We start from the raw sequence: 15,893 nt of genomic DNA, 5'->3' as shown, positions 1-15,893 counted from the left end.
CATCGAACGCTTTGCACGGCGCCCGGAACCCTCCTAGGCCCTGAGCCGTTAGACGGTCCCAAGCGGGGCCGTAGAGCCGACATCGGGGCGAGCGCGTGCTGGGACGGACCGCCATCAAGTTCGTAACCGCGGCCGATCGGCGCGAACTGCGCTATGGCTTCGCGCTGCTAGCTGTAGGCGTGGCCGTCGTCGCCCGCTTCGCCGCCGTCTCCGTGTTCGGCGTTCCGATCTATTTCCCGACTTTCTTCGTCGCGGTCATGGTCGCGGCGATGGTCGGCGGGCTGGGGCCGGGATTTCTGGCCCTTATCGTCTGCGCCCTGACGGCCTTTCGGTTCTGGATGACCCCCGACGGCGCGTGGGCCCCGCAATCCCGCGAAGCGGCCCAGCTGATCATGTTTCTGCTGTGCGGCGGGCTGATCGTGATGCTCGTCGAGGCTCTGCGTCTGGCCGTGCGGTCGGGCCTGGCGGCCGAGGCGCGCTTCCGTTCGGCGCAGGAGGTGTCGCTGGACGCCTTCGTGATCCTGGAGCCGGTTCGCGAGGCCGGACGGGTGATCGACTTCCGCTGGACCTACGCCAATCCGATGGCCGAGACCATGAGGCCGAAGGGGACTTCGACCCTGCTGGGCAGGCGGGCTTTGGATGTCTTTTCCGACGAGACTGGCCGCGACATGGTCGATCGCCTGGCGCGCCTGCTGGAGAGCGGCGGCCCCGACGACATCGACGTGCGGCGGGTCATCGACGGCGAGGAGCGCTGGATCCGCTCCAGCGGCGTGCGGCTGGGCGAGGATCTGGCCGTGACCTTTCGCGACGTGACCCAGGAGCGCCGCGCGGCGGCGGCGCTGCGCGGCAGCGAGGAGCTGTTCCGAGGCGTCGCCAATACGGCGCCGGTGCTGATCTGGGCGACAGCGGAGAACGGCCGGGCCGACTGGTTCAACCAGGCCTGGCTCGACTTTCGCGGACGCTCCCTTGAGGCCGAACTGGGCGCCGGCTGGCTGGAGGGCCTGCATCCCGAAGATCGCCAAGCCGGGTTCGAGATCGCCAACGCCGCGGCCAGCCGACGCGAACCTTTCAATGTCGTCTTCCGCCTGCGCCGCGCCGACGGCGCCTGGCGCTGGATCAACAGCGTCGGCGCGCCGCGCTTCGATGAGGCCGGGGTCTATCGTGGCTATATCGGTAGCTGCTTCGACTTCACCGAGACGGTCGAGGCGCGCAAGGACCTGGAGGATCGGGTCGCCGAGCGCACGGCGGCGCTGCAGGCCAGCATGGCCGAGACCGCTCGCGCCCAGGCGGCGCTGGCCCAGGCTCAGCGGCTGGAGACCGTCGGCCGGCTGACCGGTGGGGTGGCGCACGACTTCAACAACCTGCTGACTGTGATCGTCGGCGGCCTGGACATGATCCTGCGCAGGCCCGACGACACGCCGCGCGTCACCCGCCTGGCCGAGGCGGCCCTGGCGGCCGGTCAGCGCGGCGAACGCCTGACCCGCCAGTTGCTGGCCTTCTCGCGGAATCAGGAGTTGAAGCTGGAGGTGGTCGAGATCGGGGCGCTGCTCGACCAGGCCGAGCCGCTGCTGCGCCGGGCGGTGGGCGAAGGCGTGACCCTGACGCTGCGCCGTGACCCGGCCGCCTGCTGCGCGCGGGTCGACGCGGCCCAGTTCGAGGCGGCTCTGCTGAACCTGGTGGTCAACGCCGCCGACGCCACGGCGTTCGGCGGCGAGATCAGCATCGCCGTCGCGCCCGTGACTCTGGCCGTGGACGAGGTCGCCGACACCGCGCCCGGCGACTATGTCCAGGTGGCGGTCAGCGATACCGGCGCGGGTATGCCGCCCGAGGTTCTGGCCCGGGTGTTCGAGCCGTTCTTCACCACGAAGGAGGTCGGCAAGGGTACGGGTCTGGGCCTGGCCCAGGTCTACGGCTTCCTGCGGCAGTGTGGCGGCGGGGTGGCCATCGACAGCGTCGAAGGCCACGGCACGACCGTCACGCTCTACCTGCCGGCCACGGACGACGCCGCGACGCCGGCCGGGATCCCGGTACAGCCGCCGGCGCGCGACCGGCTGAAGGGCGTGCGGGTGCTGCTGGTCGAGGATGACGCGGCCGTGCGCGAGATCGCTGGCGGCCTGCTGCGCGATCTGGGTTGTGAGGTCGCCACCGCCGAGAACGGGAACTCCGCGCTGGAGGCGCTGGCGGAGGGCGTGGCGTTCGATCTTCTGATGTCCGACGTGATCATGCCCGGCGGCGTCAGCGGCGTGGACCTGGCGCGATCGGTCTCGGTCCATCGGCCGGACATGGCCGTGCTGCTCACCACCGGCTATGCCGGCGACCGCATGGACACGGCTCCGGCCGAGCTGCCGTGGCCGGTGCTGCGCAAGCCGTTCCAGATCGACCAACTGGCCGAGATCGCCGCGGCGCTGTTGGGCGACCGCGCCCCGCCCGCGACGAAGCTCTAGCGCCGCCGGCGCCGGGTAGTCGTTCCCCCGACCAGACCGCCCAGCAGGCCTCGGATCAGCTCACGTCCGGCGGTGGACGCCACGGTGCGGACCAGGGTTACGGCGAAGGCCTCGGTCATGGTCTGGCGGCCCGACGTCCGGGGTCGGCTCTCGCGCTCCCGCTGGGCTTCCTCGCGCTCGCGGACCTTGGCCTCGACGGCCTCGCGCTTGTTCTCCTCGGCCTGTTCGCGCGCGTTGTCGGCGTCCTGCTGGGCCTTCTTGGCGCGGCCCTGCAGGATCTCGTAGGCGGAATCGCGATCCTCGGCGGTGTCGTAGACTCCGGCCACGGGGCTTTGGGCCTGGAGGGCCGCGCGCTCCGGCGGCGTCAGCGGTCCCAGGCGCGAGGCCGGCGGCCGGATCAGGGTCTTCTGCACGACGTTTGGCGCCCCCTTCTCGTCGAGGGTCGAGACCAGGGCCTCGCCGACGCCCAAGGCCTGGATGGTCTCGGCGGTGTCGAAGTTGGGATTGACCCGGAACGACTGGGCGGCCGCCCTCAGGCCCTTCTGATCGGCGGGGGTATAGGCGCGCAGGGCGTGCTGCACGCGAGCGCCCAACTGGCCCAGCACCGCGTCGGGAATGTCGGCCGGATTCTGGGTGACGAAGTAGATCCCGACGCCCTTGGAACGAATGAGGCGCACGACCTGCTCGATCTTTTCCAGCAGCGGCTTGGGCGCGTCGTTGAAGAGGAGGTGAGCTTCGTCGAAGAAGAACACCAGCTTGGGCTTTTCCGGATCGCCGACCTCGGGCAGCACCTCGAACAGCTCAGACAGCAGCCACAGCAGGAAGGTCGAATAGAGCTTGGGCGACTGGATCAGGCGGTCGGCGGCCAGCAGGTTGACGTAGCCGCGGCCGGCCGCGTCGGTGCGCATGATGTCGGAGAGATCGAGAGCCGGCTCGCCGAAGAAATGCTCGGCGCCTTGCGTCTGCAAGGTCAGCAGCTTGCGCTGGATCGCGCCCACCGTGGCGGCCGAGACATTGCCGTACTGCGTGCCGATCTCGTCGGCATGGTCGGCGACATATTTCAGCGCCGCCTGAAGGTCCTTCAGGTCCAGCAGCAGCAGGCCGTCCTGGTCGGCGACGTGGAAGACGATGGTCAGCACGCCCTCCTGCACGTCGTTCAGTTCCAGGAGACGCGAAAGCAACAGCGGCCCCATCTCCGAGATGGTCGTGCGAATCGGGTGGCCCTTCTGGCCGAACAGGTCCCAGAACATCACCGGCGGCGCGGCCGGCGAGAGCACGAGGCCCATCTGATCGGCGCGGGCCTGCATCTTCTCGTTCGGCGTTCCGGGCATGGCCACGCCGGAGAGGTCACCCTTCACGTCGGCGGCGAAGACGGGCACGCCGGCGTCGGAGAAGGCCTGCGCCAGAACCTGCAGGGTGACGGTCTTGCCGGTGCCGGTCGCCCCGGCCACCACGCCGTGGCGGTTGGAGCGATCGAGCCGCTGTGTCACCGGGCCTTCGCCCAAACCGACTAGGATCTCGTTTTCGCCAATCGACAGCGGCATGACCAAACTCCTTCGAACGCGTTGACCCTAACCGGGGCCTTGCGCCGCGCCAATCTGCGCGGTCAATGTCGGGCTCGCCTCTGGAGATATTTTACAAATGACGGCCACTGACCCGCCCCGCGCTCCGCCGCCGGTCACGACGCGCAATGCGGTGGTCTTCCTGGCCGTCATCGCCGGCGGCGCGACGCTGAAGTGGATGCAGGACATCCTGACCCCCCTGGCCCTGGCCGTGTTCCTGGCGGTGATGATCGACAGCTTCGCTCGCGTGCTGACCCTGCGCACGCCGGGCTTCCCGCGCAAGCTGGCTCTGCCGACCGCGGTGGTGCTGTCCCTGGCGTTGTTCGGCGTCTCGATCTGGATCGTCGTGGTGAACAGCAAGACGTTCTTCGACCATTCCTCGGAGTATGTCGCCAGCCTGAACGCGATCATCGCCAAGTTCACGCCGCTGGCCGGCAGGCTGTTTCCCGGCCTGCAACTGCATGGCGTTCCCACCATCACCGACCTGGCCAAGCTTTTGAACCTGCAGAGCTACATCGGCGATGTGGCCCAGTCGTTCAAGAATTTCGGCACCAGCGCTGTGCTGGTGCTGATCTATCTCGGCTTCATCCTCGCCTCGCGCCGGGGCTTCAGCCGAAAGATCGTCGCCCTGTTCCCGCACCATGCCGAGCGCGAGTCGAACATGACCATGTTCCAGCGCATTCGCGACGGGGTGGAGCAGTATCTTTGGATTCAGACGGTCACCGGCCTGATGATCGCCGCCGCCGCCTGGGTAGTGATGATGCTGGTCCGCTTGGACAACGCCTTCTTCTGGGCGTTCCTGATCTTCCTGGCCGCCTACATCCCGATCCTGGGCGGGGCGATCGGCTGCTTCTTGCCCCCCTTGTTCGCGCTGGTCCAGTTCCCCGACACCCTGTGGCCGGCGATCATCCTATTCGCGGCTCTGCAGGGAATCTTCTTCGTGGTCGGCAACGTCATCTATCCGCGCATGCAGGGCGACAGCCTGAACATGGATCCGACGGTGATCCTGCTCTCGCTGGCGGTCTGGGGCGCGCTGTGGGGCGTGCCGGGTATGTTCCTCTCCACGCCATTGACCGTGGCGGCCATGGTGATTCTGGCGCAGTTCGAGGGCTCGCGCTGGATCGCCATCCTGCTGTCCGAGGACGGCGACCCGCAGGGCGGGCAAATGCTGTCGGGGCGGGGTCACGGGCCGGCGCCCGACGCTCCGCCGCGGCGGACGCGAAAGAAATGAACACGCCCCTTAAAATAAACTGGCTGGCTCCTATCTATGCCTTGTCCGGCTCCCCCCACCCGGACACCCCGCAGGTCCCGGCTGGCAAGGCCGCCGCGATCGAAGCGGAAAACGCCCGCCTCTCCCCCCGGAGCGGGCCCGCGCCGCCGGCTTCCCCCCCGCCGGCGGCGCTTCCGTTTCAAGCCGAATTTGGCCGAAAACAGCAGGAATTCTTTCCACTTCCAGACGTAACGGTTGAAGTGACGCCCGAAAGGGCTAGGTTCCGGCCAAAAATTCGCGAGGAAATTGAATGATCGGTGAAAAAAAAGACCTCATTTCCGCTGAGGCTCCGATCGGTCCGCTAGTAAGCGCTTTCGCCCAGGCTCTGGGGGTGTCGGCCGAGTCCCTGTCACCCGCCGCGCGCGGCTTCGCCACCCAGGCCCAGGACGACTGGTCGGCTGAAGAACTGCCCGGTCTGGACGTCGCCGATGTGGCGCGCGCCCTGGCCGATTTCTGGCGTTTCGGCGAAAGCGCCAAGGACGTCTCCGAACCTGTCATCCGCCTGCGCCGCACCGAGGGTGGAGAGCCCCCGTCCGATCTGCTCGAGATCGTGCAGCCCGACCGACCGTTCCTGGTCGACAGCATCATGGGCGAGGTGACCGAGGCCGGCTTCTCGGTCCGCGCCCTGTTCCACCCCGTCGCCGACTGCGGCGGCGTCCGCCGCTCGATGATCCAGATCTGGCTAGCCCCGGTCGGCGAGGACCGCGAGGCGGCCCTGCTGCTAAGCGTTCGCGAAGCGCTCGCCGACGTCCAGCTGGCCGTGCAGGATTTCGAAGCCATGCGCGGGCTGATGCGCCGCACGATCGACGAGCTGAAGGCCGCCAAGGCGCCGGTCTCCGCGGACGAGAAGGCCGAGGACCTGGCCTTCCTCGACTGGCTGGAGCGTGACCACTTCGTGTTCCTGGGCGCGCGCCTCTACGAATATCCCCGCACCGCCGATGGCGGCTATGCGGCCGAGGAGCCCCTCTATCAGCCGGAAGGCAGCCTGGGCGTCCTGCGCGACCAGGCTCGCACGGTCCTGCGCCGGAGCAGCGAGCCGGCCATTCTATCGGCCCAGATCCGCAGCCATATCGACATCGGCGACCCGATCGTGGTGGCCAAGTCGAACCTGCGTTCGCGCGTCCACCGCCGCGGCTACACCGACTATGTCGGCGTCCGCCGCTACGGCGCCGACGGCAAGGCCTCGGGCGAGGTCCGCTTCGTGGGCCTGTTCACCGCCGAGGCCTATGAGACGCCCGCCCACGAGGTGCCGCTGATCCGTCGCAAGGTCGGCCACATCCTGGAGCGCGCCGGAAAGGATCCCGAGAGCCACAACGGCAAGCGCCTGCGCAACATCCTCGAGACCTGGCCGCGCGACGAGCTGTTCCAGACCGACGAGGCCCAGTTGCTGGCCACGGCCATGGGCGTGCTGCACCTTTATGACCGCCCCCGCGTCAAGCTGTTCGCCCGCCGCGATCCCTTCGACCGTTTCATCTCGGTCCTGATGTTCGTGCCGCGCGATCGCTACGACTCCGGCGTCCGCACCCGGGCCGGCCACATCCTGGCCGAGGCGTTCCGGGGCCGGGTGTCGGCCTATTATCCGAGCTTCTCCGACGCCCCGCTGGCCCGTGTTCACTACATTCTGGGCGTGACGCCAGGCGATCACGCCGAGCCGGACATGGCCGCCGTGGAGGCCGCCATCGCCGAGACCGCCCGCACCTGGGACGACCGCTTCGAGGCCGCCGTTCGCGAGGGCTCCACGGGACGCGTCGCCCACCTGCTGGCCCGCTATGCCGGCGCCTTCCCGCCCGGCTATCGCGACCAGTACGACGCGGGCGAAGCCCTGGCCGACATCAAGGTCATCGACGATCTGGCCGAGGACGAGGCAGTCCGGGTCCGCGCCTTCCGCCGCGCTGGCGACAGCGCGGTGACCTTCCGCTTCAAGCTCTATCGCCCGGGCGCCGCCGCGCCGCTGGCCGACGTGCTGCCGATCCTGGAGCACATGGGCCTCAAGGCCTTGATCGAGGACGGCTTCAAGGTCTCCCCAGACGGCAAGCCGGTCTGGGTTCATGAATTCGTCCTGCGGGACGAGGCCGGCGAGCATCTGGTCTTCGGCGATATCAAGCAGGCCTTCGAGGCCGCCTTCGTCGCCATCTGGACGGGGCGCGCCGAGAGCGACGGCTTCAACCGCCTGGTGCTGGAACTCGGCATCGGCTGGCGCGAGGCGGCCCTGATCCGCGCGCTCGCCCGCTATCGCCAGCAGTCGGGCCTGGATCCCAGCCAGGGCGTGCAGGAGCGGGCCCTGGCGGATCACCCGGGCGTCGCGCGCCTGATCCTGGATCTCTTCCAGACCAAGTTCGATCCGGCGGTTCGCGCCGATCTCAAAACCCGCGAAGAGCAGGCCAGGGCGGTCGAGGGCAAGATCACCGAGGCCCTGCAGGCCGTCGAAAGCCTCGACGCCGACCGCGTGCTGCGCCGTCTGGCCGCCCTGGTCGGCGCGATCCAGCGCACCAACTTCTATCAGCCGGCGGCCGACGGGGGTCCAAAGCCCTACATCAGCTTCAAGATCGCCTCGCGCGAGCTGGAAGACCTGCCAGCCCCCAAGCCCTATCGCGAGATCTACGTCTCGGCCCCGCATGTCGAGGGCGTGCACCTGCGCTTTGGCCCCGTCGCCCGCGGCGGGCTACGCTGGTCGGATCGCCGCGACGACTTCCGCACCGAGGTGCTCGGCCTGGTGAAGGCCCAGCAGGTCAAGAACGCGGTCATCGTGCCGGTCGGCTCGAAGGGCGGTTTCTATCCCAAGCACCTGCCGCGCGGCGGCGATCGCGACGCGATCCAGGCCGAGGCGATCCGCGCCTACAAGACCTTCCTGTCGGGTTTGCTGGACCTGACCGACAATATCGACGCCGACAACCAGGTCGTGCCGCCGCCCTCGGTGGTCGTGCATGACGGCCACGACCCTTACCTGGTGGTCGCCGCCGACAAGGGCACGGCCACCTTCTCCGACATCGCCAACGGCGTGGCCGAGAGCTACGGCTTCTGGCTGGGCGACGCCTTCGCGTCCGGCGGTTCGGTCGGCTATGACCACAAGGTCATGGGCATCACCGCCCGCGGCGCCTGGGAAGCGGTCAAGCGCCACTTCCGCGAGCTGGGCAAGGACATCCAGACGGAGCCCTTCACCGTGGTCGGCGTGGGCGACATGTCGGGCGACGTGTTCGGCAACGGCATGCTGCTGTCCAAGCAGACCAAGCTGCTGGCCGCCTTCGACCACCGCCACATCTTCCTCGACCCGAACCCGGATCCGGCCGTGTCGTGGGAAGAGCGGGACCGGATGTTCAAGCTGCCGCGCTCGTCGTGGGACGACTACGACAAGTCGAAGATCTCGGCCGGCGGCGGCGTCTTCGCCCGCGGCCTGAAGAGCATCCCGCTGTCGAAGGAAGTTCGCGAGCTGTTCGAGATCAAGGCCGAGGCCGTCTCGCCGGCCGAGCTGATGACCGCGATCCTGAAGTCGAAGGCCGAACTGCTCTATCTCGGCGGCATCGGCACCTATGTGAAGGCCAGGGGCGAGAGCAACGCCGACGCCGGCGACAAGGCCAACGACGCCATCCGCATCAACGGTTCGGATCTGCGCGTGAAAGTGGTCGGCGAGGGCGCCAACCTCGGCCTCACCCAGGCCGGTCGGATCGAGTTCGCGCAGAGCGGCGGCCACATCAACACCGACGCCATCGACAACTCGGCGGGTGTCGACAGCTCGGACCACGAGGTCAACATCAAGATCCTGACCGGGATCCTGGAGCGGGGCGGTGAGCTGACCCGTGACAGCCGCAACACGCTGCTGGCCTCGATGACCGACGATGTCGGCCATCACGTGCTGGAGCACAACTACGATCAGACCCTGGCCCTGACCCTGTTGGAAAGCGACGCCGTCAGCGAGGTCGACGCCCAAATCCGCTACATGGTTGATCTCGAGCAGCGCGGTCGCCTGGATCGCCGCGTCGAGGGCCTGCCGACCAATACGGCGCTGCTGGAACGCAAGGCCGCCGGCAAGGGCCTGACCCGGCCGGAACTGGCGGTGCTGCTGGCCTATGGCAAGCTGGACCTGTTCGACGACATCGTCGCCAGCCCGGCGCCGGACGATCCGTGGTTCGAGGCCACCCTGCGAAGCTACTTCCCCAAGGCGCTGGACCGGTACGCCGACGCCATGCAGAAGCACCGCCTGAAGCGCGAGATCATCGCCACGGTGGTCGGCAACCAGATGGTCAACATGTGCGGCCCGACCTTCGCCAGCCGCCTGAAGGCCGCCGCCGTCGCCGATGTCGGCGCGGTGGTCGTGGGCTTCACCGCCGCGCGCGAGATCCTCGGGATCGACGGCCTGTGGGACCAGGTCAACGCGCTCGACAACAAGGCCTCGGCCAACGGCCAGACGGCGCTCTACAAGGCCCTGGCCTACGCCCTGCGAAGCCTCAGCTTCTGGCTGGCTCGCCGCGCGGTCCGCGACAAGGCGACCGTGCAGCAACTGGTCGAGGCCTACGGCCCAGCGGTGAAGACGCTGACCGGCATGGCGCCGGCGATCCTGTCGCCGTTCGAGCAGAAGACCGTCGCCAAGCGGGTGAAGGCCTATATCGTCGACGGCGCGCCCGAAGCCCTGGCCCAGTCCGTCGCGGCTCTGCAGCCCTTGACCACGGCCGCCGATCTCGTCGACCTGGCCAACGCCTCCAGCTGGAGCGTCGAGAACGTCGCCCGTCTGTACCATCAGGTCGGCGCGGCCTTCGGTTTCGACCGCCTGCGCGGCGCGGCCGGCGCCTTCGTGGGCGGGGACGCCTTCGAGCGTCTGGCGGTCCGTCGCCTGATCGAGGACATGCTGACCGAGCAGACCTCGATCACCCAATCGGTGCTGAAGTTCGCCGCCAACGCTCAGGCCGGCGAGGACGAGAGCGCGGCCAAGTCCGCCATCGCGTCCTGGGCCGCCCTGCGCGGCGATCGTCCCCGCGCGGTCAAGCGGACGATCGAAGACATCGAACAGGCCGGCGGCGGCTGGACCTTCGCCAAGCTGACCATCGCCAACGCCGCCCTGCGCGAACTCTCGACCGCCGCTTAAGCGCTGGCTCATCCTCCACCTCTCCCTTACGAGGGAGGGGTGGAGAAGGGACTCCGAATGGATCAGGGCGATCGTCGGCGTTTGGCCTGGACCCTCTATGAGTGGGCCCAGCAACCCTATTGGGCGCTGATCGCGACCTTCATCTTCACGCCCTATTTCGCGTCCGGCTTCGTTGGCGACGCCGTCCGGGGGCAGAGCCTCCTGGGCTATGCCGGGGTGGTGTCGGGCTTGGCCATCGCCATTCTGAGTCCCCTGCTCGGGGCGACGCTGGACGCCCGGCGCAATCCGCGCGCCTGGCTGGTCGGCCTGGCCTTTCCGTTCGTCATCGCCAGCGCCGGGCTGTGGTGGGCCGCGCCCAGCGAGACGGCCCGCATCCCGCTGATCCTGGCCTGCCTGGTCATCGCCAGTGTCGTGGCCGAACTGGGCGTGACGGTGATGAACGCCCTGCTGCCGGTGGTTGCCAAGCCGGGCCAGATCGGGCGGCTGTCCGGCACCGCCTGGGCCCTGGCCTATGTCGGGGCGCTGATCACCCTGTTCATCGTCCTCTTCTGCTTCTCCCTGCCCAAGGTTCCGCTGCTGGGCCTGTCAAAGGCGCTGCACGAGCCGGACCGGATCGTCGGACCGCTGGTGGCCGTGTGGTTCCTGGCTTTCGCCTGGCCGCTGATGCTGATCGCCCCCAAGCCATCGGAAGGTGCGGGCGACAAGCCTCTGGCCGAGCTGTGGGCGACGATCCGCGGCCTGCCCCGCCAGCCGCACATGCTGAAGTTCCTGATCGGCCGTATGCTGCTGGGCGACGGCATCTCCAGCTTCATCGCCTTCGGCGGGGTGCTGGCGGCGGGCCTGTTCGGCTGGACGACGACGCAGCTGGGGCTCTACGCGATCATGCTGTCGGTCGCGGCCGGCATCGGGACGTTCATCGGCGGGCGGGTCGACCAGAAGATCGGTTCCAAGGCCACCGTGCTGATCGCCACGGGCGTGATCCTGTTCGGCGCCACGGGCGTGGGGATGGTCGGCCGGGATACGGTCTTCTTCCTCGTTCCGGTCACGCCGGCTCAGGCCGATGAGGCTTTGTTCTCCAGTACGCCAGAGCGGATGTTCCTGGTCTTCAGCCTGTTCGTCGGCCTGACCTTCGGGCCGGCGCAATCCAGCCTCCGCGCCTGGATGGCCGAGCTGGCCCCGGCCGGCGAGACCGGGCGGTGGTTCGGGCTCTATGCGCTGTCGGGCAAGGCCACGGCGTTCCTGGCCCCGCTGGTCATCGCCGTCGGCACCCGCCTGGCCGGCGACCAGCGGATCGCCGTCGTGGTCTCGGCGGGGTTCATGGCGCTGGGCGCCCTCGTTCTGGCCAGCGCCCCCAGACGCGCCCCGGTTGTCGGCTGACGCGGAACACGTCAGGCTCCCGTCCGAGGGGGAGCTCATGACCAAGGATCGCATCGTTCTGCTCGACTCGCTGAGAGGTCTCGGCGTGCTGGGCATCCTGCTGTGCAACATGCCGGACTTCTCGGTGGCCCCGCCGCTGTCGGAGTCGGTGGCCAACTGGCCGCACGGGACCGGCCCGGCGACCCTGGGGGTCTGGGCCGTCACCCAATGGCTGTTCCAGCGCAAGTTCGTCACCCTGTTCGCCATGCTGTTCGGCGTCTCGATCTTCCTGGTCGGCGGCGAGCGATCGGACCAGGAGCGCGGCGCAATCCTGCGCAAGCGTCTGGCCTGGATGGTCGTTTTCGGCCTGCTGCACGGCTTCGCCATCTGGTTCGGCGACGTGCTGCTGAGCTACGCCCTGGCCGGCTTCGCGGTGATGCTGGCCCGGTCCTGGGCGCCCCGGAGGCTGATCCGCACCGGGGTCACCATCTGGGTCGTGTTCTCGCTGCTGATGACGGCCGGCATGACCGCCGCCGCTGTCATGCAGCACGATGCGGCCCAGGCCACGCTGGAGACCGCCAAGGCCGTCGCCAAGTCCAGGGCCGCCGAACTCCAGTACGGCGGGACGTTCCTGCAGTCGATGATCCAGAACGCCAAGGATCGGCTGGGCTACCTGCAGGGCGAGCCGTTCATCTTCGTCATGACTTCGGCCCTGATGATGATCGGCCTGGGCTGCTTCAAGCTGGGGGTGCTGACCGGCGAGGCGAGCAGGCGGACCTATGTCACCCTGGTCGCCGTCGGCCTGACCGCCTCGGCGGCGGTCGGCGGCCTGGTGGTCGCCCAGATCGTTCTGGGCCTGCCGCGGCCGCTGTCGATGATCTTCCAGGCCGTGCAGTGGATGACCGCGCCCCTGACGACCCTGGCCTATGTCGGCCTGATGGTGTTCGCCGCCCGGTCGAAGGGCTCGTGGAGCGCGATCCCCAAGGCCCTGGCGCCGGTCGGGCAGATGGCGTTCACCAACTATCTGACCCAGTCGCTGATCATGACCTCCATCTTCTATGGCGGCCGGGGCCTGGCTTTGCACGGCAAGGTCGACCGGCCGGTGCTGGCGGCCCTGACCGTGGCGACCTGGACCGTCCAGATCCTGTGGTCGCGCTGGTGGATGGACCGGTTCGAGATGGGGCCGCTGGAGTGGGTCTGGCGCCGTCTCTATCGCGGTCCGACCCGCCTGCGCCGGGCTCAGCCGCAGGCCGTCAGCGCCCTGGCGAAATAGGTCTGCATCTCCTGAAAGAGGTCGGGCCGATAGCGGGCCCGGGGATCGTTGGCCTTGTCGTCGTCGAAGGCGTGGGTGGCGTCGTCGAACATCACGCGATCCACGCGCAGACCGTCGCTCGCCAGGCGGTCCAGCGCCTTGCCGGGCAGCTTCCAGCCGACCACGGCGTCCTTGCCGGCCAGCACCGACCAGACCGGCGGCGCCCCCTCTCCCCAGCCCCGTCGCGAGGTCAGGGAGGGATAGCCGGCGTAAGGATAGACCAGCAGCGCCCCGCGCACCCGCTGGCGCAGCCGGGCCGGATCGGCGTCGGCCAGCTTCGTGGCGCGGGCCGCGTTCTCGCCGATCGCGTAGCTGTCCATGATCGTCCAGCCGCCATGGCTCCAGCCGGCCAGGAAGACGTGCTCCGGATCCGCCCAGGCTTGAGTCTCCAGCCAGGCCAGCATGGCGAAGACGTCGGCCGCGCGGGTCAGGCCGCGCAGCGCCACGCCGGTGCAGACGAACAGCTTGGCGTCCAGCGAGGACATGCCGCGCGGCTTCAGGCTGTCGACCACGACCGCCGCCCAGCCGGCCGCCACGGCGGCCCGGGCGTAGGCCTCGAGGAACGGCGTCTTGCCGCCGCAGCCGTGCAGGATCAGCGCCACCGGAAACGGTCCCGGACCGGCGGGCTTGAAGACCCGCGAGTGCTTGGCGACCTTGTTCCCCCAATCCGCGCTGTTCATATAGCTCCTCGTGGTCCGCCCCCGTCCTTCGACAAGCTCAGGATGAGGGCTACTGAGCGTCAGTAGAAATCCTCACCCTGAGCCCGTCCCCCGGGACCGACCTTGGTCGGCCCGAGGATAAACTCCGGGCGAGGGTTTCGTGCCTCAATCAGTGCCGGAACACTCGCACGCCGGTGAAGGCCATAGTGAGGCCAAGCTTGTCGGCCGCCTCGATCACTTCGCCATCGCGCATCGAGCCGCCCGGCTGGATGATCGCCGTCGCCCCGGCTTCCGCCGCCTGGATCAGGCCGTCGGCGAACGGGAAGAAGGCCTCCGAGGCGCAGGCGCACCCACGGAGGTCCAAGCCAAAGTCAGCGGCTCGAAGAGCAGCGATCCGGGCCGAGTCCTTGCGGTTCATCTGGCCGGCCCCGACGCCCAGGGTCTGGCCGGCGCGGGCGTAGACGATGGCGTTGGACTTGACGTGCTTGCCCACCGTGAAGGCGAACAGCATGTCGCGGATCTCGTCTTCCGTCGGCTGGCGCTTCGTCACGATCTTCAGGTCCGAGGCCGTGATCCGTGCGTCGTCGCGGGACTGCACCAGGAAGCCGCCGGCCACGCTCTTGAACGTGTCGCCGGTCGACAGCGGGTCGGGCAGGCCGCCGGTGACCAGCAGGCGCAGGTTCTTCTTGGCCGCGAACACGGCGACGGCGTCGTCGTCGGCCTCGGGGGCGATGACCACCTCGGTGAAGATCTCGACCATCGCTTCCGCCGCCTCGCGGGTCAGGCGCGAGTTCACCGCCACGATGCCGCCGAAGGCCGAGGTCGGGTCGCAGGCCAGGGCCCGCTCATAGGCCTCGCGCTGGCTTGCGCCCACCGCCACGCCGCACGGATTGGCGTGCTTGATGATCGCCACGGCCGGACCGGCCGCCGGGTCGAACTCGGCGATCAGCTCGAAGGCCGCGTCGGTGTCGTTGATGTTGTTGTAGCTGAGCTCCTTGCCCTGCAGCTGGCGGGCCGTGGCCACGCCCGGACGCGGGTTCGGGAAGGTGTAGAAGGCCGCCTTCTGGTGCGGGTTCTCGCCATAGCGCATGGTCTGGCGAAGTTCGCCGGCGATGGCCTTGCGGGCCGGGAAGTCCTGGCCCAGCGCGGCGGCGAACCAGGCCGAGATCGCCGCGTCATAGGCCGCCGTGCGGGCATAGGCGCGGGCCGCCAGCTGCTGGCGCAGCTCCAGCGTCGTCCCGCCGGCCTTCAGGGCCTCCAGCACGTCGGCCAGGTCGGCCGGGTCGGTGCAGACGGCGACATAGCCGTGGTTCTTGGCCGCCGAGCGGATCATGGCCGGGCCGCCGATGTCGATGTTCTCGACGCACTCGGCGTAGCTGCCGCCCTTCGCGACCGTGGCCTCGAACGGATAGAGGTTCACATAGAGGATATCGATGCCGCCGATCCCGTGGTCGGCCATGGCCTTGGCGTGCTCGGGGGCGTCGCGGACGCCCAGCAGACCGCCGTGCACCACCGGGTGCAGGGTCTTGACCCGGCCGTCCATCATCTCGGGGAAGCCCGTCAGGTCCGAGACGTCCTTGACCGGGATCCCGGCCGCGGCGATCGCGGCCTTGGTGCCGCCGGTCGAGACCAGCTCGACGCCGGCGGCGTGGAGGACCTGGGCGGCCTCGACCAGGCCGGTCTTGTCGGAGACCGACAGCAGGGCCCGCTTGGGGGCGACGAGATCGGGGGCGGACGGATAATCGGGCGCTGCGGGCACGGCGGACTCCAGGTCTGTGGTTGTCAGAAGGGAGCCCAGGCGCGCGGCATATGAGGTCCGCGCTCCCCGGTGGTTTCCCACCTTCAACGCCAGTCACGCGAACGGGCCGGAAAATACGGGGGCGGGCGGGGGAGTCAATGCGTGGCGCTGACCCCCTCCACCGGCTTCGCCGGTCCCCCTCCCCCAACAGGGGGAGGAGAGAAGAGGACGTGGCTCCCTCTCCGCCCCGCTTGGGGGCGGACAGACCTGCGTGAGCAGGTCAGGTGGGGGCCAGTGCTGAGCCGGCACGGCTTGGCGGCTTCACGCGGCGTGGCCGCTGAAGGCGTGTGGGGAGGCGACGGAGCGGCCGGGCGAACCCGGAGACCGTGAGGTTTGTTTGTGTTTCGGCTCGCTTGACCGCTCCGCCAGGCTGTTCTTGCCCGTGAGGATGGGGGGCGTGAGCGTCTTTCAGCTC

8 protein-coding genes and 1 riboswitch are annotated in these 15,893 nt (G+C 68.9%); of the genes, 5 read left to right on the top strand and 3 right to left on the bottom strand.

Annotated features, from left to right (window positions below):
- Positions 1-95 precede the first annotated feature (95 nt).
- Positions 96-2,444 carry an ATP-binding protein gene (locus AC07R7_RS20945; protein ID WP_494636464.1) on the top strand — a complete coding sequence of 783 codons (2,349 nt, stop codon included), beginning with the start codon at positions 96-98 and terminating at the stop codon, positions 2,442-2,444.
- Here AC07R7_RS20945 and AC07R7_RS20940 read toward each other — a convergent pair.
- The gene (locus AC07R7_RS20940) at positions 2,441-3,988 is read right to left on the bottom strand and encodes a helicase HerA-like C-terminal domain-containing protein (RefSeq protein WP_494636463.1); all 1,548 of its coding nucleotides are present in this window, start codon (positions 3,986-3,988) and stop codon (positions 2,441-2,443) included. The two genes, AC07R7_RS20945 and AC07R7_RS20940, sit on opposite strands and share 4 nt — an antisense overlap.
- 97 nt (positions 3,989-4,085) lie before the next feature.
- Between AC07R7_RS20940 and AC07R7_RS20935 the strand changes: the two genes are divergently transcribed.
- The 4 genes from AC07R7_RS20935 to AC07R7_RS20920 all read left to right on the top strand — a co-directional run bounded on the left by AC07R7_RS20935 (position 4,086) and on the right by AC07R7_RS20920 (position 12,982).
- The gene (locus AC07R7_RS20935) at positions 4,086-5,237 is read left to right on the top strand and encodes an AI-2E family transporter (protein WP_494636462.1); all 1,152 of its coding nucleotides are present in this window, start codon (positions 4,086-4,088) and stop codon (positions 5,235-5,237) included.
- Positions 5,238-5,526: 289 nt separating this feature from the next.
- Entirely contained in the window at positions 5,527-10,353 is a 4,827-nt protein-coding gene (locus AC07R7_RS20930; protein WP_494636461.1) for an NAD-glutamate dehydrogenase, read from the top strand.
- Between the two features lie 57 nt (positions 10,354-10,410).
- Positions 10,411-11,730, top strand: coding sequence for an MFS transporter (locus AC07R7_RS20925; RefSeq protein WP_494636460.1), 1,320 nt, complete (start codon positions 10,411-10,413; stop codon positions 11,728-11,730).
- 37 nt (positions 11,731-11,767) lie between these two features.
- Positions 11,768-12,982 carry a DUF418 domain-containing protein gene (locus tag AC07R7_RS20920; protein ID WP_494636459.1) on the top strand — a complete coding sequence of 405 codons (1,215 nt, stop codon included), beginning with the start codon at positions 11,768-11,770 and terminating at the stop codon, positions 12,980-12,982.
- On the opposite strand, the gene AC07R7_RS20915 is transcribed toward AC07R7_RS20920, so the two are convergent.
- Both AC07R7_RS20915 and purH read right to left on the bottom strand, forming a co-directional pair.
- The gene (locus tag AC07R7_RS20915; protein ID WP_494636458.1) at positions 12,949-13,701 is read right to left on the bottom strand and encodes a dienelactone hydrolase family protein; all 753 of its coding nucleotides are present in this window, start codon (positions 13,699-13,701) and stop codon (positions 12,949-12,951) included. The genes AC07R7_RS20920 and AC07R7_RS20915 overlap by 34 nt on opposite strands.
- A 148-nt stretch (positions 13,702-13,849) precedes the next feature.
- Positions 13,850-15,439, bottom strand: a complete 1,590-nt coding sequence (gene purH, locus AC07R7_RS20910) for a bifunctional phosphoribosylaminoimidazolecarboxamide formyltransferase/IMP cyclohydrolase (protein WP_494636457.1) — start codon at positions 15,437-15,439, stop codon at positions 13,850-13,852.
- Positions 15,440-15,465: 26 nt separating this feature from the next.
- Positions 15,466-15,546, bottom strand: a riboswitch (ZMP/ZTP riboswitch).
- Positions 15,547-15,893 lie beyond the last annotated feature (347 nt).

The organism is Caulobacter sp. GW821-FHT05F04 (genome assembly GCF_059419665.1).
This window is presented reverse-complemented; position numbering and strand designations above follow the sequence as displayed.

Excerpts from the sequence above, each read along its gene's own strand:
- AC07R7_RS20930 (WP_494636461.1), top strand. The coding sequence starts at position 5,527 with ATGATCGGTGAAAAAAAAGACCTCATTTCCGCTGAGGCTCCGATCGGT.
- AC07R7_RS20940 (WP_494636463.1), bottom strand. The coding sequence starts at position 3,988 with ATGCCGCTGTCGATTGGCGAAAACGAGATCCTAGTCGGTTTGGGCGAA.
- AC07R7_RS20935 (WP_494636462.1), top strand. The coding sequence starts at position 4,086 with ATGACGGCCACTGACCCGCCCCGCGCTCCGCCGCCGGTCACGACGCGC.
- AC07R7_RS20925 (WP_494636460.1), top strand. The coding sequence starts at position 10,411 with ATGGATCAGGGCGATCGTCGGCGTTTGGCCTGGACCCTCTATGAGTGG.
- AC07R7_RS20920 (WP_494636459.1), top strand. The coding sequence starts at position 11,768 with ATGACCAAGGATCGCATCGTTCTGCTCGACTCGCTGAGAGGTCTCGGC.
- AC07R7_RS20915 (WP_494636458.1), bottom strand. The coding sequence starts at position 13,701 with ATGAACAGCGCGGATTGGGGGAACAAGGTCGCCAAGCACTCGCGGGTC.